The organism is Pseudomonas sp. B35(2017) (genome assembly GCF_002113645.1).
Taxonomy (GTDB): Bacteria; Pseudomonadota; Gammaproteobacteria; order Pseudomonadales; family Pseudomonadaceae; genus Aquipseudomonas; species Aquipseudomonas ekonensis.
The window spans coordinates 40,899-63,117 of sequence record NZ_NEIZ01000024.1; the positions used below are offsets into that span (position 1 = coordinate 40,899).

A 22,219-nucleotide genomic window follows, 5' to 3' on the forward strand; every position below is an offset into this window, starting at 1 on the left:
GTGTGGCGGCAAAAGCCACCCGTTTACCTATTTTTTTATTATTGAATCCTTAAAGGAGTGCGGCACATGTCAAAAGGGCATTCGCTACAAGACCCTTACCTGAATACTTTACGTAAAGAGAAAGTGGGGGTTTCCATCTACCTGGTCAACGGCATCAAGCTGCAAGGTACGATCGAGTCGTTCGACCAGTTCGTCATCCTGCTGAAGAACACCGTCAGCCAGATGGTCTACAAACACGCTATCTCTACCGTCGTGCCGGTCCGTCCAATTCGTCTGCCAAGCGCAACCGAATCCGATGCAGGTGACGCAGAGCCTGGTAACGCCTGATAGGAGTCTCCTTTGTTCTTTGAGCGCCACGGTGGTGGTGAACGAACCATTCTCGTTCACTTGGATGGTCAGGACCCTGAGGCGCGCGAAGATCCGCAGGAGTTTCAGGAGTTGGCACTTTCGGCTGGCGCCGAGACCGTCGCGTTTTTCAGCGTGCCGCGTCATCGGCCAACCGCCAAGACCCTGATTGGCAGTGGCAAGGTCGAGGAGTTGCGCGACCTGGTCAAGGCCGAACAGGTCGACCTGGTGATTTTCAATCACACCCTCTCACCCAGTCAGGAACGCAACCTCGAGCGCGAGTTCGAGTGCCGCGTGATCGACCGCACGGGTCTGATTCTCGATATTTTCGCCCAACGCGCCCGCACCCATGAAGGCAAGCTCCAGGTTGAACTGGCCCAGCTTGAGTACATGAGCACGCGGCTGGTGCGCGGCTGGACCCACCTTGAGCGGCAGAAGGGCGGCATCGGCCTGCGCGGCCCGGGCGAGACCCAGCTCGAGACCGACCGGCGCCTGCTGCGGGTTCGTCTGCGGCAGATCAAGTCCCGGCTGGAGAAAGTGCGCAGCCAGCGCGAGCAGTCGCGGCGCGGACGCAAGCGCGCGGACATCCCGACGGTGTCGCTGGTGGGCTACACCAACGCCGGCAAATCGACGCTGTTCAACGCGGTGACGGAGTCCGAGGTGTATGCGGCGGACCAACTGTTCGCCACCCTCGACCCGACCCTGCGCCGTCTGGATCTGGAAGACCTCGGGCCGATCGTGCTGGCCGACACCGTGGGCTTCATCCGTCACCTGCCGCACAAACTGGTCGAGGCGTTTCGGGCTACGCTCGAAGAGTCGAGCAACTCCGACCTGCTGCTGCACGTGATCGACGCCCACGAGCCGGACCGGATGGAGCAGATCGAGCAGGTGATGGTGGTGCTCGACGAGATCGGGGCGCAAGACTTGCCGATCCTGGAGGTATACAACAAACTCGATTTGCTCGAGGGCGTTGAGCCGCAGATCCAGCGCGACGCCGATGGCCGGCCGCAGCGGGTCTGGCTGTCGGCGCGGGACGGCTCCGGCCTGGACCTGCTCAAGCAGGCGGTGGCCGAGCTGCTCGGCGATGACCTGTTCGTCGGCACGCTGCGCTTGCCGCAACGTTTCGCCAGGTTGCGCGCGCAGTTCTTCGAACTGGGCGCAGTGCAGAAAGAAGAACACGACGACGAAGGCGCCAGCCTGCTGGCCGTCCGGTTGCCGCGGATCGAGCTGAACCGGCTGGTGAGCCGCGAAGGATTGCAGCCGGTGGACTTCATCGAGCAACACACTTTGCAATAAAAGCCTGAAAAAGCGGTTGTGCCGCGGTGACAGGCATTCTGTAGCATGGGGCGGCGCGCCGTGGGCGCGTCTTTGCTTTATCAGATGGAGAGCGCTATGGCTTGGAATGAGCCGGGTGGCAACTCGAACAATCAGGATCCTTGGGGTGGCAAGCGTCGCAACAATGGCGACCGCAAGGGCCCGCCGGATCTCGACGAGGCCTTCCGCAAGCTGCAGGAAAGCCTTAACGGGTTGTTCGGTGGTGGCAAGAAACGGGGTGACGACGGGGGCGGATCGGGCAAGGGCGGCGGCTTCGGCGGCCTGCTCGGCATCGGTCTGGTCGTGCTGGCGGCCGTGTGGCTGTACAGCGCGGTGTACGTGGTGGACGAGCAGGAGCAGGCCGTGGTGCTGCGCTTCGGCAAGTACTACGAGACCGTCGGCCCGGGCCTGAACATCTATTTCCCGCCGATCGACAAGAAGTACATGGAAAACGTCACGCGTGAGCGTGCGTATACCAAGCAGGGTCAGATGCTGACCGAAGACGAGAACATCGTCGAAGTGCCGCTGACCGTGCAGTACAAGATCAGCAACCTGCAGGACTTCGTGCTGAACGTCGACCAGCCGGAAATCAGCCTGCAGCATGCGACCGACAGCGCCCTGCGCCACGTGGTGGGTTCCACCGCCATGGACCAGGTGCTGACCGAAGGCCGTGAGCTGATGGCCAGCGAGATCAAGGAGCGCCTGCAACGCTTCCTCGACACCTACCGCACCGGCATCACCGTCACCCAGGTCAACGTGCAGAGCGCCGCGGCGCCGCGCGAAGTCCAGGAAGCCTTCGACGACGTGATCCGTGCCCGTGAAGACGAGCAGCGTTCCCGCAACCAGGCCGAGACCTACGCCAACGGCGTGGTGCCGGAAGCCCGTGGCCAGGCCCAGCGCATCATCGAGGACGCCAACGGCTACCGCGACGAGACGATCTCCCGCGCCAAGGGTGAGGCCGACCGCTTCACCAAGCTGGTCGCCGAGTACCGCAAGGCACCTGAGGTCACCCGTCAGCGCCTGTACCTGGACACCATGCAGGAAGTCTTCAGCAGCACCAGCAAGGTGCTCGTGACCGGCAACAAGAACGGCCAGAGCAACCTGCTTTACCTGCCGCTGGACAAGATGGTCGAAAGTGGCCGCAACACCAGCGCTCCGGTGAGCGGCGGTGCGGCAGCCACCAGCAATGAAGCCAATGTGCGTGCCGCAGCGGATCTGCAGCAACAGCAGGCACGTACCCGGGAGAGTCGCTGATGAGCAATAAATCGCTGATCGCCCTTATCGTCGGCGTGGTCGTGGCGATCGCTGCCTGGAACTGCTTCTACATCGTGGCTCAGACCGAGCGTGCGGTGTTGCTGCAATTCGGTCGCGTGGTCCAGGCCGATGTCCAGCCGGGCCTGCATGTGAAGGTGCCGTACGTCAACCAGGTGCGCAAGTTCGACGCCCGCCTGATGACGCTGGACGCACCGACGCAGCGCTTCCTGACCCTGGAAAAGAAAGCCGTCATGGTCGATGCCTACGCCAAATGGCGGGTGAAGGACGCCGAGCGTTTCTACACCGCGACCTCCGGCCTCAAGCAGATCGCCGACGAGCGTCTGTCCCGTCGTCTGGAGTCGGGCCTGCGTGACCAGTTCGGCAAGCGCACCCTGCACGAAGTGGTGTCGGGCGAGCGCGATGCGCTGATGGCCGACATCACCGCGTCGCTGAACAAGATGGCGGAGAAGGAACTGGGCATCGAAGTGGTCGACGTCCGGGTCAAGGCCATCGACCTGCCGAAGGAAGTCAACCGCAGCGTGTTCGAGCGGATGAGCACAGAGCGCGAGCGTGAAGCCCGCGAGCACCGTGCCAAGGGTAACGAGCTGGCCGAAGGCATCCGTGCCGACGCCGATCGCCAACGCCGCGTGCTGCTGGCCGAAGCCTATCGCGAGTCCGAAGAGGTTCGCGGTGACGGCGACGCCCAGGCCGCTGCGATCTACTCCAAGGCCTACGGCCAGGACCAGGATTTCTACGCGTTCTACCGTAGCCTGCGCGCCTACCGTGAAAGCTTCGCGAACAAGTCCGACGTCATGGTGCTCGACCCGAGCAGCGACTTCTTCAAGTACCTGGAGAAGGCCAAGCCTTGATTCGACGTTGACCTGCGTCATTCCGCCCGGCGGCTAAAACCTCGGGCGGGGTGATCCTTTTGGAAAACGTGTGTATGATGCGGCAGCCGGGAAATTCCCGGCTTTTTTGCGTCTGCACGTTTGATTGCTGTTTTTGGTGCAGGGCGCGGGCCCGAGGGCCCGACGGTTTTTCGAGGAAAGTGATTGGCGAAGCCGGTGACAGGGCTTTTCGCTTCGTCGCCCATGCGCGTGTCTTTTGCGCAGGCCAGTCATTTTCTGCTTCACTCAAGGCTCGCCCTCGGGCTGGCCGCCCGGATCAAAGGGGAATGGCGTAATGGCAACGGTAGACCGCTGGCTGCTGCCAGATGGCATCGAAGAAGTGCTGCCACCGGAAGCGGCGCGCATTGAAGTGGCGCGTCGTCAGGTGTTGGATCTGTTCCAGAGCTGGGGTTACGAGTTCGTCGTGACTCCCCATATCGAGTACCTGGAATCCTTGCTGACCGGCGCGGGCCAGGACCTGGATCTGCGTACCTTCAAGGTCATCGACCCGCAGTCGGGCCGGCAGATGGGCTTCCGTGCCGACATCACCCCGCAGGTGGCGCGCATCGACGCGCACACCCTGCGCCGCGAAGGCCCAAACCGCCTCTGCTACGCCGGCAGCGTGCTGCACGCCCAGCCGCGTGCGCTGTCGTCCTCGCGCAGCCCGATCCAGTTGGGCGCCGAGCTCTACGGCGACGCCAGCCCGAGCAGCGACGTCGAAGTCATCAGCCTGCTGCTGGCCATGCTGCAGCTGGCCGATGTGCCGGACGTGCACATGGATCTGGGGCATGTCGGCATCTACCGCGGCCTGGCCCGTGCTGCCGGACTGTCCGGCGAGGTCGAGCAACAGCTGTTCGACGCGTTGCAACGCAAGGCCATCGACGAGGTCACAGCCTTGACCGAAGGCCTGCCGGCGGAGCTGGCGGGCATGCTGCGCGCGCTGGTGGACCTGTGCGGCGGCCGTGAAGTGCTGACCGCCGCCCGCGAGCGCCTGGCCAACGCGCCGGCGCCGGTGCTGGCGGCGCTGGAGGATCTGCTGGCGATCGCCGAGCGCCTGGCGGCGCGCTTCCCGCAGCTGCCGCTGTATTTCGACCTGGGCGAGCTGCGCGGCTACCACTACCACACCGGTGTGGTGTTCGCGGCGTTCGTGCCGGGCGTGGGTCAGTCCATCGCCCAGGGCGGCCGCTACGACGACATCGGCGCCGACTTCGGCCGCGCCCGTCCGGCCACCGGCTTCTCCACCGATTTGAAAACCCTGGTGACCCTGGGGCGTGCTGAGATCGAGCTACCGTCCGGCGGTATCTGGATGCCTGACAGTACGGATGCGGCACTCTGGCAGCAGGTCTGCCAGTTGCGCAGTGAGGGTCAGCGTGTCGTCCAGGCCTTGCCTGGGCAACCTTTGGCCGCCGCCCGTGAAGCGGACTGCGACCGTCAATTGATCCAGCAGAACGGGCTTTGGCAAGTATCGCCACTGGCTTCTTGAGTTTTCCTGCCGGCAGGTGCCGGCACCAAGTTTGCGCGAATGAGGACAAGTGTTATGGGTAAGAATGTCGTAGTCCTGGGCACCCAGTGGGGTGATGAGGGCAAAGGCAAGATCGTTGATCTGCTGACCGAACATGCTGCCGCCGTAGTGCGCTACCAAGGTGGCCACAACGCTGGCCACACCCTGGTGATCGACGGCGAGAAAACCGTCTTGCACCTGATTCCGTCGGGCGTGCTGCGCGAAGGCGTGCAGTGCCTGATCGGCAACGGCGTGGTGGTTGCACCCGACGCCCTGCTGCGGGAAATCAACAAGCTGGAAGAAAAAGGCGTGCCGGTGCGCGAGCGCCTGCGCATCAGCCCTTCCTGCCCGCTGATCCTGTCCTACCACGTGGCGCTGGACCAGGCCCGTGAAAAGGCCCGCGGCGAGCTGAAGATCGGCACCACCGGCCGCGGCATCGGCCCGGCCTACGAAGACAAGGTCGCGCGCCGCGGCCTGCGCATCGGTGACCTGTTCCACCGCGAGCGTTTCGCCGCCAAGCTGGGCGAGCTGCTGGACTACCACAACTTCGTGCTGGTCAATTACTACAAAGAGCCGGCCATCGACTTCCAGAAGACCCTGGACGAGTGCATGGAGTACGCCGAGCTGCTCAAGCCGATGATGCTCGACGTCACCGCCGAGCTGCACAGCCTGCGCCGCGACGGCAAGGACATCATGTTCGAAGGCGCCCAGGGTTCGCTGCTGGACATCGACCACGGCACCTACCCGTACGTCACCAGCTCCAACACCACCGCCGGCGGCATCGCCACCGGTTCCGGCGTCGGCCCGATGTTCCTGGACTACATCCTGGGCATCACCAAGGCGTACACCACCCGCGTCGGTTCGGGCCCGTTCCCGACTGAACTGTTCGACGACGTCGGCGCGTTCCTGGCCAAGCGCGGCCATGAGTTCGGCGCCACCACCGGCCGTGCCCGCCGCTGCGGCTGGTTCGATGCCGTGATCCTGCGTCGCGCCATCGACGTCAACAGCATCTCGGGCCTGTGCCTGACCAAGCTGGACGTGCTGGACGGCCTGGAAACCATCAACATCTGCGTCGGCTACAAGAACCAGGACGGTGCAGTGATCGACGCGCCGACCGACGCCGACAGCTACATCGGCCTGGAGCCGGTGTACGAGCAGATGCCGGGCTGGAGCGAATCGACCCTGGGCGCCAAGACCCTGGAAGAGCTGCCGCAGGCTGCGCGCAACTACATCAAGCGCATCGAAGAGCTGGTCGGCGCGCCGATCGACATTATTTCGACGGGTCCGGACCGCAACGAAACCATCGTTCTGCGCCATCCGTTCGCTTGATAAGTCGTTGATGTAAAAACACAAAGGCCCCTTGATCGGGGCCTTTGTCGTTTATGCCTGTTGGACGGCATGACCTTTGCTGCAAATATCCCCACAAGAAGTGCCATCAATTTAATGGCGTCAAAGTAGAGGGATTCAAAGTGTCGGCTGTTCTCTCACTGTTACAAAGCCGTTTGCTGCGGCCTGTGTTCGTTACCCTCGGTATCGCCCTTTTGGTGCAAGTGCTGGTGGCCGTCGCCCTGACACGGAGCACCGTCACGGCGCTGGAGGCCGACCTCGGCACACGCCTGGGCGCCGACAGCCAGAAACTCTCCGGCGAGCTGGAGCAGGCCGGGCGCGAAGTCACCTCCAGTCTCGATACGCTCTCGACCAATACCCGTCAGCGGCTCACCGCCGGCCTGTCCTCGCGCCTGAAGGACGAACAGGCCCAGCTGCGTGCGACCCTGGAAAAGGACCTGAAGGACTCGGCCAACGACATGGCCCAGTTGCTGGCCTCGGTCGCGCCCCGCGCCATGTGGGACAGCGACGTGCCGACCCTGTCCGAGTTCGCCCGCCGGGCCCAGCGCAATCCCAACGTGCTGTTCGTGGTCTACGACGACGCCACCGGCCAGCACCTGACCCGTTACCTCAACCGCGAAAACCCGATCAACAAGGCATTGCTGGAGAAAGGCCAGGGCGAGCGGGCGCTGGACAAGCTGCTGGATGCGGCCAAGCGCGATCCGTCGGTCTTTTACCTCGAAGCCTCGATCAACCCCAACGGTGTGGAGATCGGCAAGGTGCTGATGGGTGTCTCGACGGCGTCGGTGGATGCCGACCTGGCCGCCCTCGACCAGCGCTTCTCGGCTCTGATCGCCAGCAGCGACCAGTTGGTCGGCGACAGCCTCAAGGGCGCCGCCGCCGACAGCGCCGCGGCCATGCGCGCGCGCCTGCAATCGGCGCAGACCACGGCCGCGGAAATGAAGGCCAACACCGCCAGCACCGTGCAGGACGCCGCCGCGACGCTGCGCTGGCGCATCGGTATGGGCCTGGCGTTGGTCGGTTGCGGTGTGCTGCTGTTGCTGGCGGTGGTGCTGGGACACCGGGTGGTCAACCGCCTGAAGATGCTCAATACGGCGATGGACGACCTGGCGGCAGGCGAGGGCGACCTGACCAAGCGTGTGCAGATCAACAGCAAGGACGAGATCGGCGACATGGCCTCGGCGGTCAACCGCTTTGTGGATAAGTTGCAGCCGATCGTGCGCGAAGCGGGGGATGTGGCCCAGCGCACGGGCGTGGAAATCGGCGCGATGACCCTGCGCAATGCCGGGGCCGACGCGGCGGCCGGCATGCAGCGCGATGAGGTCGCCGAAAGCCTGCGGGCGCTGTCGCAGATGGCCGACGAGGCGCAGTCGGAAAGCCAGGCGATGCAGGCGGCGCTGCAGCAGGTGGTCGACATCCGTCAGGCCACCGACGAGAACACCCGCACCTCGGCCAAGGTCGGCAGCCTGATCGAAGCGTTGGCGGGGCAGGTCGACACCGGGGCGAAGGTCATCGAGCGGCTGGCCCAGCAGAGCGAGCAGATCGAAGTGGTGCTGACCGTGATCCACGGCATCGCCGAGCAGACCAATCTGCTGGCGCTCAACGCGGCCATCGAGGCGGCGCGGGCCGGCGAGACCGGACGCGGGTTCGCGGTGGTGGCGGACGAAGTGCGGGCGCTGGCGAGCAAGACCCAAAGCTCCACCGGCGACATCCAGGCGCACATCGTGGCCTTGCAGCAGGGCGCGCGCGAGGCGGTGGACGCCATCGGCCAGGCCGGACGCCAGGCCAGCGAAGGCTTGCTGGTGTTGCGCGACAGCGCGCGGCTGCAGCAGTCGGTGCAGGCGTCGGTCGAGCAGGTGCATGCGGCCATCGGTCTGGCCACCCAGGCGGCGGCGCATCAGGCGCAGGGCGCGCAGGCGGTGCGCGGGCGGGTCGAGACGATCCATGCCCAGGCCGAGAAAGCGGCTCAGGCGGTTCAGGAGACCACGGCCAGCGGCAAGGTGCTGGACGGGTTGGCGGCGCAGCTCAAGGCGAGTCTGGGGCAGTTCCGGGCCTAGCGGTTGTCTGGGCGGGCCCTTTCGCGGGCAAGCCCGCTCCCACAGGCTGTGCGCCCGGCGCCAATCCATGTGGGAGCGGTCTCAGCGGCTCAGGTACATCCGGGTGGTCAGCAGATAGACCGGCAACCCCGACACCACGATCAGCAGCGCCGCATAAGGCGCCGCCGCCGCAAACTCCACGTTCGCCGTATGGGCCCAGACTTCGGTCGCCAGGGTGTTGAGTCCGGTCGGACTGAGCAGCAGCGTCGCGGTCAGTTCCTTCATCGCATCCAGGAAGACCAGCGCGAACGCTGCGCCCAGCGCCGGGAAGATGATCGGCAGGGTCACCCGGCAAAACGCAGTGAAGGACGACGCGCCCAGCGTGCGCGCCGCTTCTTCCAGCTGCGGCGCGGCCTTGTTCAGCGCGGTGCGGATCGGCGCTTGGGCCAGCGGCAGGAACAGCAAGGCATAGGCGATCAGCAGCAGCGCCGAAGTCTGGTACAGCGCAGGCACGTAATGCAGGGCGAAATACACCAGCGTGAGCGCGATCACCAGTCCCGGCAGCGCATGCAGCAGGTACGGCAGGCGCTCGGCCCAGATCGCCAGGCGGCCCTTGTGGCGCACCACCAGCAACCCGACCGGCACCGCCAGCACCAGGCACAACGCTGCGCCGCCCAGTGACAGCGCCAGCGACGACAGCAGCGCTTCGCTGATGGCGGCGACCGGGAACGCGGCCGAAGACCCCACGGCGAGCCAGTAGCCCAGCATGCCGAGAGGAATGCCGCTGCCCACGACCGCCAGCAACAGGCAGTACGACTGGCCGGCGATCGCCCAGGCGCCGAGGCGCACCTGTTCGGCCCGGCGCGCGGCGCCCTGGCCGGTGCGTACGTGGCGGCCCTTGCCGCGCATGCGCAGTTCCAGCCAAAGCAGGGTCAGGCACAGGGCAAGCAGCACCGCCGACAGCATGGCCGCGTTGGCGTTGCTGAATTCCAGTTCGAACTGCTGATAGATCGCGGTGGTGAAGGTTTGCAGGCCGATGATCGACAGCGCGCCGAACTCCACCAGCATGTGCAGCGCGATCAACAGTGAACCCGCCAGCAGCGACGGCCAGAGCAGCGGCAGGGTGACGCGAAAGAACACACCCCAGCGGCTCTGTCCCAGCGTGCGGGCCGACTCTTCCAGGGACGGGTCGAGGTTGCGCAGTGTCGCCGCGACCGGCAGGAAGATCAGCGGATACTTGGACAGGCTCATCACCAGGATCGCCCCGCCCAGGCCTTCGAACTGCGCGCTGAGGGACACCCAGGTGAAGCTGCTGACGAACGCCGGCACCGCGAACGGCAGGCACAGGATCACGCCCCACAGGCGCCGCCCCGACAGGTTGCTGCGTTCCAGCAGCCAGGCCAGCGACAGGCCGATCACGCCGCAGGCCAGCGTCACGCCGACCATCAGCGCCAGGGTATTGCGCAGCAGGCCGAACACGTAGGGGCGCCACAACAAGTGCAGCGCCTGGGCCCAGCCGGCCTGCCAGGCCTTCAGGCCGACGTAGGCCAGCGGCAGCAGGCTCAGCACCGCCAGCAGCAAGACCGGCAGCAACAGCCAGACCGACGGCCGTTTGCGCCGCGGCAAGTAACCGCCGCGGGCGGGGGCGGAGAGCGGGGCGGCCATCAGTTCAGGCCGACTTCACGTTCCAGGTCCAGCGCCTCTTCGGCGTTGCCGAGGTCGGCCGGGGTCACGTCCGGCGCTTCCAGCTCGCTGAACGGCTTGAGCCCGCGGTCCGATTCCATGCCTTTGTGCAGCGGGTATTCGGCAGTGGTCTGGGTAATCACGCGCTGGCCTTCTTCGCTGGCCATGTAGGCGAGCAGTTGCTGGGCTTCCTTGGGGTGCTTGCTGGATTTGAGGACCGCGGCGCTGGATACGGTGATCAGCCCGCCGACGTCGCCGCCGGTGAAGTAGTGCAGTTTCGAATCCAGTTTGCCTTTTTCGCGCTGCAGGGCGAACCAGTAGTAGTTGTTCACCAGCACGGTGGCCACTTCGCCGTTTTCCACCGCCTTGAGGGCGACCATATTGTTGCTGTAGGTCTTGCCGAAGGCGCGCAGGCCGGTCAGCCATTCTTCGGCGGCGTCGCGGCCGTGCTTTTTGATGATCGCCACGGCCTGTTCCTGGAAGGCGCCGCTGGTCGGGACGAAGCCGACCTTGCCTTGCCACTGCGGATCGGCGAAGTCCAGCACTGACTTGGGCAGGTCTTTCTCATCGATCAGCTTGGGGTTGAACGCCACGACACGCACCCGCGCGGTGATGCCGATCCAGGTGCCGTTGCCGGCCACGTATTCTTTGGGCAGCACCGCCAGGGTGGTGTCGTCGGCCTTGGCCAGCAGGCCCAGTTCGCCGAGGTTGTTCAGGGGCGGGGACTCTTCGGTGTAGATCACGTCGGCGGGGGAGCGGTCGCCTTCTTCGATGACCTGGCTGGCGAGCTGGTTGCTGCTGCCTTTGCGCACGTTGACGTGAATGCCGGTCTTGGCTTCGAAAGCCTTGGCGACCGCGTCGCCGACTTCCTTGTGTTGGCCGTTATAGAGCGTCAGGGCGACTGGGTCGGCAGCCTGGGTGAGGGGAGTGGCGAGCGCCAGGCCGAGCAGGGTGAAGGTCAAGCCGCGGCGCAGGGTATTTCGAAGCATCATTCGCAGGGTTCCTCACTGTCGCATTGCAAAAACTTGCAACAATGATAAACGAGTTTGGTTCTCAAATGCGCCTTGAGGTTGGAGCGAGGGTTTGCTATGCGCGGGGGAGGGGGCAGATTCCGGTGTGAGGGGCTTGCTCCCGCTCGGCTGCGAAGCCGTCGCCATTCGGCGTTGTGGCTAAACCGAGGCGGGGGTTGTCCGCCAGCGGGAGCCTAGCGCCCTCGTCACAGGAATTTTCAAACGCCGGAAACGAAAAAACCCGCTTTCGCGGGTTTTATCTGAATTGGTGCCCAGGAGAAGACTCGAACTTCCACGACCGTAAGGTCACCAGCACCTGAAGCTGGCGTGTCTACCAATTTCACCACCTGGGCTTCTCAATCAGCGATGTCGCTGTTGATGTCGCGCACTATACGGAGCGCATTTTGATCTGTAAACCCCTGATTTGATTTTAATAAATCTTCTTTTGCGAATCGGGAGGGCAGAATGCAAAAAACCCGCTTTCGCGGGTTTTTTGTGTGAGTCACGAGACTCGAAATTGGTGCCCAGGAGAAGACTCGAACTTCCACGACCGTAAGGTCACCAGCACCTGAAGCTGGCGTGTCTACCAATTTCACCACCTGGGCAGCTTCGTCAACGTGTCTGCGTTGTCGATGGCGCGCACTATACGGAGCGTCTTTTTAACTGTAAACCCCTGGCGCGCAAAAAAATGGTTTTTTTTACCGGCGGCGTTCAAAACGCTTGGGCGGCGTCGATACAAGGCTTCAGATGGGCCATATATAGCGTGAAATTTCCCGTTTCATGGCGCCTATGCCAAACTAGCCCGCATATAGACAAGGTGAAAACTCTCTAATGGCCGATTGGCAGTCCCTCGATCCCGAGGCCGCTCGTGAAGCGGAAAAATACGAAAACCCCATTCCCAGCCGCGAACTGATCCTGCAGCACCTTGCTGACCGGGGTTCGCCCGCTGCCCGCGAAGAGCTGGTCGAAGAGTTCGGTCTGACCACCGAAGACCAGATCGAAGCCCTGCGCCGCCGCCTGCGTGCGATGGAGCGCGACGCCCAGCTGATCTACACCCGCCGCGGCACCTATGCGCCGGTGGACAAGCTCGACCTGATCCTGGGCCGCATCAGCGGTCACCGCGACGGTTTCGGCTTCCTGGTGCCGGACGACGGCTCCGAAGACCTGTTCATGAGCCCGGCGCAGATGCGCCTGGTGTTCGACGGCGACCGTGCGCTGGCACGGGTGTCCGGCGTCGACCGTCGCGGCCGCCGTGAAGGCGTGGTCGTCGAAGTGGTCTCCCGCGCCCACGAAAGCATCGTCGGCCGTTACTTCGAAGAAGGCGGCATCGGTTTCGTCGTGGCCGACAACCCGAAGATCCAGCAGGAAGTGCTGGTGACGCCGGGCCGCAACGCCAATGCCCAGATCGGTCAGTTCGTCGAGGTGAAGATCACCCACTGGCCGACCCCGCGCTTCCAGCCCCAGGGCGATGTGATCGAAGTCGTCGGCAACTACATGGCGCCGGGCATGGAGATCGATGTCGCCCTGCGCACCTACGACATTCCGCACGTCTGGCCCGAGGCCGTGGTCAAGGAAGCCCGCAAGCTCAAGCCTGAAGTCGAAGAGAAGGACAAAGAGAAGCGCATCGACCTGCGCCATCTGCCGTTCGTCACCATCGACGGCGAAGACGCCCGGGACTTCGACGACGCGGTCTACTGCGAAGCCAAGCCCGGCAAGCTGCGCCTGTTCTCCGGCGGCTGGAAGCTGTACGTGGCGATCGCCGACGTTTCCAGCTACGTGAAGATCGGCTCGGCGCTGGACGCCGAGGCCCAGGTGCGCGGCAACTCGGTGTACTTCCCCGAGCGCGTGGTTCCGATGCTGCCGGAAGAACTGTCCAACGGCCTGTGCTCGCTGAACCCGCACGTCGACCGCCTGGCCATGGTCTGCGAGATGACCATCTCCAAGTCCGGCGAAATGACCGACTACTGCTTCTATGAAGCGGTGATCCACTCCCACGCGCGCCTGACCTACAACAAGGTCAGCGCGATGCTCGAAACGCCGAAAGCCGCCGAAGGCCGCAAGCTGCGCGGCGAGTACACCGACATCGTGCCGCACCTCAAGCAGCTCTATGCGCTGTACAAGGTGCTGCTGGCCGCCCGTCACGTGCGCGGCGCGATCGATTTCGAGACCCAGGAAACCCGGATCATCTTCGGTTCCGAGCGCAAGATCGCCGAAATCCGTCCGACCACCCGCAACGACGCGCACAAGCTGATCGAGGAATGCATGCTGGCGGCCAACGTGGCCACCGCCGAATTCCTGCAGAAACATGAGATCCCTGCACTGTACCGCGTCCACGACGGCCCGCCGCCGGAGCGTCTGGAAAAGCTGCGCGCGTTCCTCGGCGAGCTCGGCCTGTCCCTGCACAAAGGCAAGGAAGGCCCGACGCCGAAGGACTACCAGGCCCTGTTGGCGGGAATCAAGGACCGTCCGGATTTCCACCTGATCCAGACCGTGATGCTGCGCTCCCTGAGCCAGGCGGTGTACAGCGCCGAGAACGACGGCCACTTCGGCCTGAACTACGAAGCCTACACCCACTTCACGTCGCCGATCCGCCGTTACCCGGACCTGCTCACGCACCGGGCCATCCGCAGCGTGATCCATTCGAAGCAGAACACCCCGCACGTACGCCGCGCCGGTGCGATGAGCATTCCGAAGGCACGCATCTATCCGTACGACGAGGCGGCGCTGGAGCAGCTCGGCGAGCAGTGCTCGATGAGCGAGCGCCGTGCCGACGAGGCGACCCGCGACGTGGTGAACTGGCTCAAGTGCGAGTTCATGAAGGATCGCGTGGGCGAATCGTTCCCGGGGGTGATCACCGCCGTGACCGGTTTCGGCCTGTTCGTCGAACTGACCGACATCTACGTCGAAGGCCTGGTGCACGTCACCGCGCTGCCGGGCGACTACTACCACTTCGACCCTGTTCACCACCGCCTGGCCGGTGAGCGCACCGGTCGCAGCTTCCGCTTGGGCGACACCGTGGAAGTGCGGGTCATGCGCGTCGACCTCGACGAGCGCAAGATCGATTTCGAAATGGCGGAGAAAACCGTCAACGCACCGGTCGGCCGCAAGAAACGCAGCACCGAAACCGCAGCGCCGGCCGCCAAGGCCGCCGCCGAACCGGCTCCGGCCCCGGCGAAAACCGCCAGCCGCCGTCCGGCCAAGGAAAAGGCTTCCGATGCCTACCGTCCGAGCGATGCGGTGGCCAAGAACGCCGAAGTGCGCAAAAGCCGCGAAATGAAGAAAGCGCTGCTGGCCGAAGCCAAGAGCGGCGGCAAGGCGCCAGCCGGGGGCAGGGCCGGACGGTCGGCACCGGGCAGCAAGCCAAGCAAACACCGCAAGGGTCCGCCGAAGTCGGGCTCCGCTCCGGCCAAAAGCGGCGGGGCGCGTAAACCCAAGGCCAAGTCATGAGTCAGCTGGAAAAAATCTACGGTGTGCACGCGGTGGAAGCCCTGCTGCGTCACCATCCCAAGCGCGTCAAGCAGATCTGGCTGGCCGAAAGCCGCAATGATCCGCGGGTGCAGCCGCTGATCGAGCTGGCCAACGAGAGCCGCGTTCCGGTCGGCCAGGCCGAACGCCGCGAAATGGACGCCTGGGTCGAGGGCGTTCACCAAGGCGTGGTGGCGGAAGTCAGCCCGAGCCAGGTCTGGGGCGAGGCGATGCTCGACGAGCTGCTCGACCGCACCGAAGGCGCGCCGCTGTTGCTGGTGCTCGACGGCGTGACCGATCCGCACAACCTCGGCGCCTGCCTGCGTTCGGCGGATGCCGCCGGCGCGCTGGCGGTGATCGTGCCCAAGGACAAGTCCGCGACCCTGACCCCTGTCGTGCGCAAGGTCGCCTGCGGTGCGGCGGAAGTGATTCCGCTGGTGGCCGTGACCAACCTGGCGCGCACCCTGGAGAAGCTCCAGCAGCGCGGCCTGTGGATCGTCGGCACGGCGGGCGAGGCTGAAACCAGCCTGTATGACCAGGACCTGACCGGCCCGACCATCCTGATCATGGGCGCCGAAGGCAAGGGCATGCGTCGCCTGACCCGCGAGCACTGCGACTATCTGGTGAACCTGCCGATGGCCGGCAGCGTCAGCAGCCTCAACGTGTCCGTGGCCACCGGCGTGTGCCTGTTCGAGGCCCAGCGCCAGCGCCGGGCCAAGGCGGTCGGCAAGAAGCCTTAAGCCACTCGGCCATAAATGTGGGAGCGGGCTTGCCTGCGAATGCGTTGGTTCAGTCGACAAACACGTCGCTGACAGACCGCTTTCGCGGGCAAGCCCGCTCCCACAGGTTTTTCGGTGACCGCGGATTCTGCATTCGCCCCACAGCCCTGTGGGAGTCGCCGGTGATTGCGCCGCCGGGCAGGGGTTGTTCAAATAATCACCAATTGCCTTGCGCCTGCGCAGCCCCTTCTCTACAATTGCGCCCCTTGCTGTGACGGCAGGCACGCATGTGCCCCGCGCCGGCAAGTCCACTAGTGTCATTCACTCCTTGTCTGACCGTTTTCAAGCGGCAGGCTACAACCCGTAAGGAGCATTCATGCGTCATTACGAAATCATCTTTCTGGTCCACCCTGACCAGAGCGAGCAAGTCGGCGGCATGGTTGAGCGTTACACCAAGCTGATCGAAGAAGACGGCGGCAAAATCCACCGTCTGGAAGACTGGGGCCGTCGTCAACTGGCCTACGCAATCAACAATGTTCACAAGGCTCACTACGTGATGCTGAACGTTGAGTGCACCGGCAAGGCCCTGGCCGAGCTGGAAGACAACTTCCGCTACAACGATGCTGTGATCCGTAACCTGGTCATCCGTCGCGACGAAGCCATCACCGGCCAGTCCGAGATGCTCAAGGCTGAAGAAAACCGCAGTGAGCGCCGTGAGCGTCGCGAGCGTCCTGAGCACGATGTCAACGCCGACGGCGACGACAGCGATAGCGACAGCGACAACAGCGATAACGCTGACGAGTAATCCACGGATCTTTTGAGGAGCCTATTACATGGCACGTTTCTTCCGTCGTCGTAAATTCTGCCGCTTCACCGCTGAAGACGTGAAGGAGATCGATTACAAAGATCTCAACACTCTGAAAGCCTACGTATCCGAGACCGGCAAAATCGTTCCAAGCCGCATCACCGGTACCAAAGCTCGTTATCAGCGTCAGCTGGCCACCGCTATCAAGCGCGCCCGCTTCCTGGCCCTGCTGGCCTACACCGACAGCCACGGCCGCTGAGACCGGGTCAGTCGACAAGTAGCAAAGGATTGAATGCATGCGCGCCTTAGCTGAATTCATCATGCGCGGCCGTATGCAGGCCACTCTCGTGGTGGCCGGATGTGCAACATTGCCGTTGTTGTATTGGTTGGGTGCCGCCGCCGGGAGCCTGGTGCTTCTGCGGCGCGGATTGACGGACGCCCTGGGCGTTCTGTCGCTGGGACTGCTGCCGGCATTGCTCTGGTGGCTGTTTGCCGATGACCCGCGGGCGCTTCTGGTGCTGCTGGGTTCTTCGACGCTTGCGCTGGTGTTGCGCGCAAGCGAGTCCTGGTTCCGCGTGCTGCTGGTCAGCGTGGCGATGGGCGTGGTGTTTTCAGTGGTGCTCGGGGCGGCGTTCGCGCCCCAGATCGAGATGCTCGCGCAGGCCTTGATAAAGGTCATGCCGGCGCTTCTCGGTGATGCCTACCGGCAGTTGTCGGTGGACGAGCAGGCGCGTTTCGCGTCGCTGATCGCACCGGTCCTGACCGGCCTGATTGCGGCCCTGTTGCAGATTGTCAGCGTGCTGAGCCTGATTGTCGGGCGTTATTGGCAGGCGATGCTGTACAACCCGGGTGGTTTTGGTCGCGAGTTCCGCGCCATCCGGATCCCGCTGGGGCCGGCGATGTTGCTGCTGGCGTTGATGCTTCTGGGCCCGAACCTCGGTGCGCAGATGGCCATGTTGACGCCGTTGTGCAGCGTACCGCTGGTGTTCGCCGGGCTGGCCCTGATTCACGGGCTGGTGGCGCAAAAGCGACTGGCCGGTTTCTGGCTGGTGGGGTTGTACGTGACGCTGTTGCTGTTCATGCAGCTGATCTATCCGTTGCTCGTGGTTCTGGCCATTGTCGACAGCCTGATTGATTTTCGCGGTCGTCACGTGTCGAAAGACACCGATAACGCGAACGGTGAAGGTTAAAAGTTAAGAGGTTAATACCAAATGGAACTGATCCTGCTGGAAAAAATCGCCAACCTGGGCAACCTGGGCGACAAAGTAAAGGTTAAGGCCGGCTACGGTCGTAACTACCTGCTGCCTTTCGGCAAGGCCACCGCTGCGACCGCTGCCAACCTGGCTGCGTTCGAAGAGCGTCGCGCCGAGCTGGAAAAAGCCGCTGCAGACCGTAAGGCTTCGGCTGAAAGCCGCGCTGCCCAACTGGCCGAGCTGGAAGTGACCATCACTGCCACCGCTGGCGACGAAGGCAAGCTGTTCGGTTCGATCGGCACCCACGACATCGCTGACGCGCTGACCGCCTCGGGCGTTGAAGTCGCGAAGAGCGAAGTTCGTCTGCCGAACGGCACCATCCGCAACGTGGGTGAATTCGACGTGGCCGTGCACCTGCACGCCGAAGTCGAAGCCACCGTACGCGTTGTCGTGGTAGCGGCTTAAGCGACACCTGATCGGCTGGCGGCTTGTCCGTCAGACGGTTAACATCGGGCACGATCCTGTTCGCAGGTCGTGCCCTTTGTCTTTCTGGCATCACCCGTTTCCAAACCCCTGCTTTTCCTGAATAACCAAGTGGCCATGAACGAAATCTCTGCTCCCGAGCAATACGATCTGCAAACCGCCGCCCTGAAGGTGCCGCCGCACTCCATCGAGGCCGAACAGGCCGTGCTCGGTGGCTTGATGCTGGACAACAACGCCTGGGAACGCGTGCTCGATCAAGTCTCCGACGGCGATTTCTACCGGCATGACCACCGTTTGATCTTCCGCGCGATCGCAAGGCTGGCCGACCAGAACCTGCCGATCGACGTCGTGACCCTGTCCGAGCAACTGGACAAGGAAGGCCAGACCGCCCAGGTCGGCGGCCTTGGCTATTTGGGCGAACTGGCGAAGAACACGCCGTCCGTCGCCAACATCAAGGCCTATGCGCAGATCGTCCGCCAGCGGGCGACGTTGCGTCAGCTGATCGGCATCAGCAACGACATCGCCGACAGCGCCTTCAACCCCGAAGGCCGCACCGCCGAAGAGATCCTCGACGAGGCCGAGCGGCAGATCTTCCAGATCGCCGAGGCGCGTCCCAAGACCGGCGGCCCGGTGGGGGTCAATGACCTGCTGACCAAGGCCATCGACCGCATCGACACCCTGTTCAACACGTCCGACGCGATCACCGGCCTGTCCACCGGCTACACCGACCTCGACGAGAAGACCAGCGGCTTGCAGCCCGCCGACCTGATCATCGTCGCGGGCCGTCCGTCGATGGGCAAGACCACCTTCGCGATGAACCTGGTGGAAAACGCCGTGCTGCGCAGCGACAAGGCCGTGCTGGTGTATTCCCTCGAGATGCCAGGCGAATCGCTGATCATGCGTATGCTCTCGTCCCTGGGCCGCATCGACCAGACCAAGGTGCGTTCCGGCCAGTTGGAGGACGACGACTGGCCGCGCCTGACCTCGGCGGTCAACCTGCTCAACGACCGCAAGCTGTTCATCGACGACACCGCCGGCATCAGCCCCTCGGAAATGCGCGCCCGCACCCGGCGCCTGGTGCGCGAGCACGGCGACATCGGCCTGATCATGATCGACTACCTGCAGTTGATGCAGATCCCAGGCTCCAGCGGCGACAACCGCACCAACGAGATTTCCGAGATCTCCCGTTCCCTGAAGGCCCTGGCCAAGGAATTCAACTGCCCGGTGGTGGCGCTGTCGCAGCTCAACCGCTCCCTGGAGCAACGTCCGAACAAGCGTCCGGTGAACTCCGACCTCCGGGAATCCGGAGCGATCGAGCAGGACGCCGACGTGATCATGTTCGTGTACCGGGACGAGGTGTACCACCCGGAGACCGAGCACAAGGGCATCGCCGAAATCATCATCGGCAAGCAGCGTAACGGTCCGATCGGTTTCATCCGGCTGGCGTTCATCGGCAAGTACACCCGGTTCGAGAACCTGGCGCCGGGCAGCTACAACTTCGACGACGACGAATAACGCCTCCGTCGCCTGATCTGGCCCCATCGCCGGCAGGCTGGCTCCCGCCCTGGAATGCAGTTCCCTGTGGGAGCCGGCCTGCCGGCGATGGGGGCTGCACCAATTTCCGACCGCAGCCGTCGGAATTGGTCAAAATTTGTGCTATATTCCGCGCCCGCGAAATTCCATGAAAGCCAACACCGGTTATCGACATGCAAGCAGCCAAGCCGTTATTTGACTATCCGAAGTACTGGGCCGAATGTTTCGGGCCGGCGCCGTTCCTGCCGATGAGCAGGGAGGAGATGGATCAGCTCGGCTGGGACTCCTGCGACATCATCATCGTCACCGGCGATGCCTACGTCGACCATCCGTCGTTCGGCATGGCGATCATCGGCCGCTTGCTTGAGGCCCAGGGCTTTCGCGTAGGGATCATCGCGCAGCCGAACTGGCAGTCCAAGGACGACTTCATGAAGCTGGGCGAGCCGAACCTGTTCTTCGGCGTCGCGGCCGGCAACATGGACTCGATGATCAACCGCTACACCGCCGACAAGAAAATCCGCTCCGACGACGCCTACACGCCCGGCGGCATGGCCGGCATGCGTCCGGACCGCGCGAGCCTGGTCTACAGCCAGCGCTGCAAGGAAGCCTACAAGCACGTGCCGATCGTGCTCGGCGGCATCGAAGCCTCGCTGCGCCGCATCGCCCACTACGATTACTGGCAAGACCGTGTGCGTAACTCGATCCTGATCGACGCCAGCGCCGATATCCTGCTGTACGGCAACGCCGAGCGGGCCATCGTCGAGGTCGCCCAGCGCCTGTCCTACGGCCAGAAGATCGAAGACATCACCGATGTGCGCGGCACCGCGTTCATCCGCCGCGACACCCCGCAGGGCTGGTACGAGGTCGACTCCACGCGCATCGACCGTCCGGGCAAGATCGACAAGATCATCAACCCGTACGTCAACACCCAGGACACCGCCGCCTGCGCCATCGAGCAGGAGAAGGGCCCGGTCGAAGACCCGCAGGAAGCCAAGGTCGTGCAGATCCTGGCGAGCCCGAAGATGACCCGGGACAAGACCGTGATCCGCCTGCCGTCCATGGAGAAGGTGCGCAACGACCCGGTTCTGTACGCCCACGCCAACCGCGTGCTGCACCTGGAGACCAACCCCGGCAACGCCCGTGCGCTGGTGCAGCGCCACGGCGAGACCGACGTCTGGTTCAACCCGCCGCCGATTCCGATGACCACCGAGGAAATGGACTACGTGTTCGGCATGCCGTACCAGCGCATTCCGCACCCGGCGTACGGCAAGGAAAAGATCCCGGCCTACGAGATGATCCGTTTTTCGGTGAACATCATGCGCGGCTGCTTCGGCGGCTGCACCTTCTGCTCGATCACCGAGCACGAAGGGCGGATCATCCAGAACCGCTCGGAAGAGTCGATCATCCGCGAGATCGAAGAGATCCGCGACAAGGTGCCGGGCTTCACCGGGGTCATCTCCGACCTCGGCGGCCCGACCGCGAACATGTACCGCATCGCCTGCAAGAGCCCGGAGATCGAATCCGCGTGCCGCAAGCCGTCCTGCGTGTTCCCCGGCATCTGCCCGAACCTGAACACCGACCACTCGTCGCTCATTCAGCTGTACCGCAGCGCCCGTGCGCTGCCGGGCGTGAAGAAGATCCTGATCGCCTCCGGCCTGCGCTACGACTTGGCGGTCGAGTCGCCGGAATACGTCAAGGAGCTGGTGACCCACCACGTCGGCGGCTACCTGAAGATCGCCCCGGAGCACACCGAGGAAGGCCCGCTCAACCAGATGATGAAGCCGGGCATCGGCACCTATGACCGCTTCAAGCGCATGTTCGAGAAGTTCTCGAAGGAAGCGGGCAAGGAGCAGTACCTGATCCCGTACTTCATCGCCGCCCACCCGGGCACCACCGACGAAGACATGATGAACCTGGCCCTGTGGCTCAAGGGCAACGGCTTCCGCGCCGATCAGGTGCAGGCGTTCTACCCGTCGCCGATGGCCTCCGCCACCGCGATGTACCACTCGGGCAAGAACCCGCTGCGCAAGGTCACCTACAAGAGCGACGGCGTGACCATCGTCAAGAGCGAGGAGCAGCGCCGCCTGCACAAGGCGTTCCTGCGCTACCACGATCCGAAGGGCTGGCCGATGCTGCGCGAAGCGTTGCTGCGCATGGGCCGGGGCGACCTGATCGGTTCGGGCAAGCATCAGCTGATCCCGGCGCACCAGCCGGCCACCGACAGCTACCAGAGCGCCCGGCGCAAGAACTCGACGCCGGCCGGCAGCCACAAGGTCGCCAAGGACAAGACCACCAAGATCCTCACCCAGCACACCGGCCTGCCGCCCCGCGGCAGCGACGGCGGCAACCCGTGGGACAAGCGCGAGAAGGCCAAGGCCGAAGCGTTCGCCCGCAACCAGCAGGCGGCCAAGGAGCGCAAGGACGCCGCCAAGGGCAAGGGGCCCAAGCCTGCGCGCAAGCCGGTGGTGCCGCGCTGATGCGCATGTGAGCTGAACAGGACGCCAACCTTCGGGTTGGCGTTCTTCATTCCGGCCGCAAGAAACCTGTTGCCGTTCCGGCCCCTTCGTCGGGTCGCCGCCCGGGGCAAGTCCGCTCCCACAGGTTCAGCGGTGTTCAGTGATGTTGTGCCCGACGCGAACACTGT

The 22,219-nt window shown here is 64.1% G+C and carries 17 protein-coding genes and 2 tRNA genes; 15 read left to right on the forward strand and 4 right to left on the reverse strand.

The window, feature by feature from the left end:
- Positions 1 to 66: 66 nt before the first annotated feature.
- From hfq to CAG41_RS26305, 7 genes are all read left to right on the forward strand, one after another.
- Entirely contained in the window at positions 67 to 327 is a 261-nt protein-coding gene (gene hfq, locus CAG41_RS26275; RefSeq protein ID WP_003221112.1) for an RNA chaperone Hfq, read from the forward strand.
- A 12-nt stretch (positions 328 to 339) separates the two neighbouring features.
- Positions 340 to 1,641: a ribosome rescue GTPase HflX gene (gene hflX / locus CAG41_RS26280; protein ID WP_085582893.1), complete on the forward strand. Its 1,302-nt coding sequence runs from the start codon at positions 340 to 342 to the stop codon at positions 1,639 to 1,641.
- Between the two features lie 96 nt (positions 1,642 to 1,737).
- A complete protein-coding gene (gene hflK, locus CAG41_RS26285) occupies positions 1,738 to 2,913 on the forward strand; it encodes an FtsH protease activity modulator HflK (protein WP_085582891.1) in 1,176 nt (391 codons plus the stop codon).
- The gene (gene hflC, locus CAG41_RS26290) at positions 2,913 to 3,782 is read left to right on the forward strand and encodes a protease modulator HflC (RefSeq protein ID WP_085582889.1); all 870 of its coding nucleotides are present in this window, start codon (positions 2,913 to 2,915) and stop codon (positions 3,780 to 3,782) included. Before hflK ends, hflC begins: the two co-directional genes overlap by 1 nt.
- A 313-nt stretch (positions 3,783 to 4,095) precedes the next feature.
- Positions 4,096 to 5,283 (forward strand): ATP phosphoribosyltransferase regulatory subunit, encoded by a 1,188-nt coding sequence (locus tag CAG41_RS26295; protein WP_085582887.1) that lies wholly within the window; start codon positions 4,096 to 4,098, stop codon positions 5,281 to 5,283.
- A 54-nt stretch (positions 5,284 to 5,337) separates the two neighbouring features.
- The gene (locus CAG41_RS26300) at positions 5,338 to 6,630 is read left to right on the forward strand and encodes an adenylosuccinate synthase (RefSeq protein ID WP_085582885.1); all 1,293 of its coding nucleotides are present in this window, start codon (positions 5,338 to 5,340) and stop codon (positions 6,628 to 6,630) included.
- 140 nt (positions 6,631 to 6,770) lie between these two features.
- The gene (locus tag CAG41_RS26305) at positions 6,771 to 8,705 is read left to right on the forward strand and encodes a methyl-accepting chemotaxis protein (RefSeq protein WP_085582883.1); all 1,935 of its coding nucleotides are present in this window, start codon (positions 6,771 to 6,773) and stop codon (positions 8,703 to 8,705) included.
- 81 nt (positions 8,706 to 8,786) lie between these two features.
- On the opposite strand, the gene CAG41_RS26310 is transcribed toward CAG41_RS26305, so the two are convergent.
- The 4 genes from CAG41_RS26310 to CAG41_RS26325 all read right to left on the reverse strand — a co-directional run bounded on the left by CAG41_RS26310 (position 8,787) and on the right by CAG41_RS26325 (position 11,982).
- A complete protein-coding gene (locus CAG41_RS26310) occupies positions 8,787 to 10,349 on the reverse strand; it encodes an iron ABC transporter permease (protein WP_085707675.1) in 1,563 nt (520 codons plus the stop codon).
- A complete protein-coding gene (locus tag CAG41_RS26315) occupies positions 10,349 to 11,359 on the reverse strand; it encodes an extracellular solute-binding protein (protein WP_085640603.1) in 1,011 nt (336 codons plus the stop codon). Before CAG41_RS26315 ends, CAG41_RS26310 begins: the two co-directional genes overlap by 1 nt.
- 284 nt (positions 11,360 to 11,643) lie before the next feature.
- Positions 11,644 to 11,730 (reverse strand) — tRNA-Leu (locus CAG41_RS26320).
- A 165-nt stretch (positions 11,731 to 11,895) separates the two neighbouring features.
- Positions 11,896 to 11,982 (reverse strand) — tRNA-Leu (locus CAG41_RS26325).
- A 226-nt stretch (positions 11,983 to 12,208) separates the two neighbouring features.
- Here CAG41_RS26325 and rnr point away from each other — a divergent pair.
- The 8 genes from rnr (at position 12,209) to CAG41_RS26365 (ending at position 22,052) form a co-directional block, all read left to right on the forward strand.
- Entirely contained in the window at positions 12,209 to 14,824 is a 2,616-nt protein-coding gene (gene rnr, locus CAG41_RS26330; RefSeq protein ID WP_085707676.1) for a ribonuclease R, read from the forward strand.
- Positions 14,821 to 15,582, forward strand: coding sequence for a 23S rRNA (guanosine(2251)-2'-O)-methyltransferase RlmB (rlmB, locus tag CAG41_RS26335; protein ID WP_085707677.1), 762 nt, complete (start codon positions 14,821 to 14,823; stop codon positions 15,580 to 15,582). Before rnr ends, rlmB begins: the two co-directional genes overlap by 4 nt.
- 355 nt (positions 15,583 to 15,937) lie before the next feature.
- Positions 15,938 to 16,366 (forward strand): 30S ribosomal protein S6, encoded by a 429-nt coding sequence (gene rpsF / locus CAG41_RS26340; RefSeq protein WP_085582873.1) that lies wholly within the window; start codon positions 15,938 to 15,940, stop codon positions 16,364 to 16,366.
- 28 nt (positions 16,367 to 16,394) lie between these two features.
- Positions 16,395 to 16,625 carry a 30S ribosomal protein S18 gene (gene rpsR, locus CAG41_RS26345; RefSeq protein WP_002551829.1) on the forward strand — a complete coding sequence of 77 codons (231 nt, stop codon included), beginning with the start codon at positions 16,395 to 16,397 and terminating at the stop codon, positions 16,623 to 16,625.
- A gap of 37 nt (positions 16,626 to 16,662) precedes the next feature.
- Positions 16,663 to 17,556: a hypothetical protein gene (locus tag CAG41_RS26350; protein WP_085582871.1), complete on the forward strand. Its 894-nt coding sequence runs from the start codon at positions 16,663 to 16,665 to the stop codon at positions 17,554 to 17,556.
- Positions 17,557 to 17,577: 21 nt separating this feature from the next.
- On the forward strand, positions 17,578 to 18,024 hold the full coding sequence (gene rplI / locus CAG41_RS26355; RefSeq protein WP_085582869.1) for a 50S ribosomal protein L9: 447 nt from the start codon (positions 17,578 to 17,580) through the stop codon (positions 18,022 to 18,024).
- Positions 18,025 to 18,159: 135 nt separating this feature from the next.
- Positions 18,160 to 19,557, forward strand: a complete 1,398-nt coding sequence (gene dnaB / locus CAG41_RS26360; protein ID WP_085582867.1) for a replicative DNA helicase — start codon at positions 18,160 to 18,162, stop codon at positions 19,555 to 19,557.
- Between the two features lie 191 nt (positions 19,558 to 19,748).
- The gene (locus CAG41_RS26365) at positions 19,749 to 22,052 is read left to right on the forward strand and encodes a YgiQ family radical SAM protein (protein WP_085630946.1); all 2,304 of its coding nucleotides are present in this window, start codon (positions 19,749 to 19,751) and stop codon (positions 22,050 to 22,052) included.
- Positions 22,053 to 22,219: the final 167 nt, after the last annotated feature.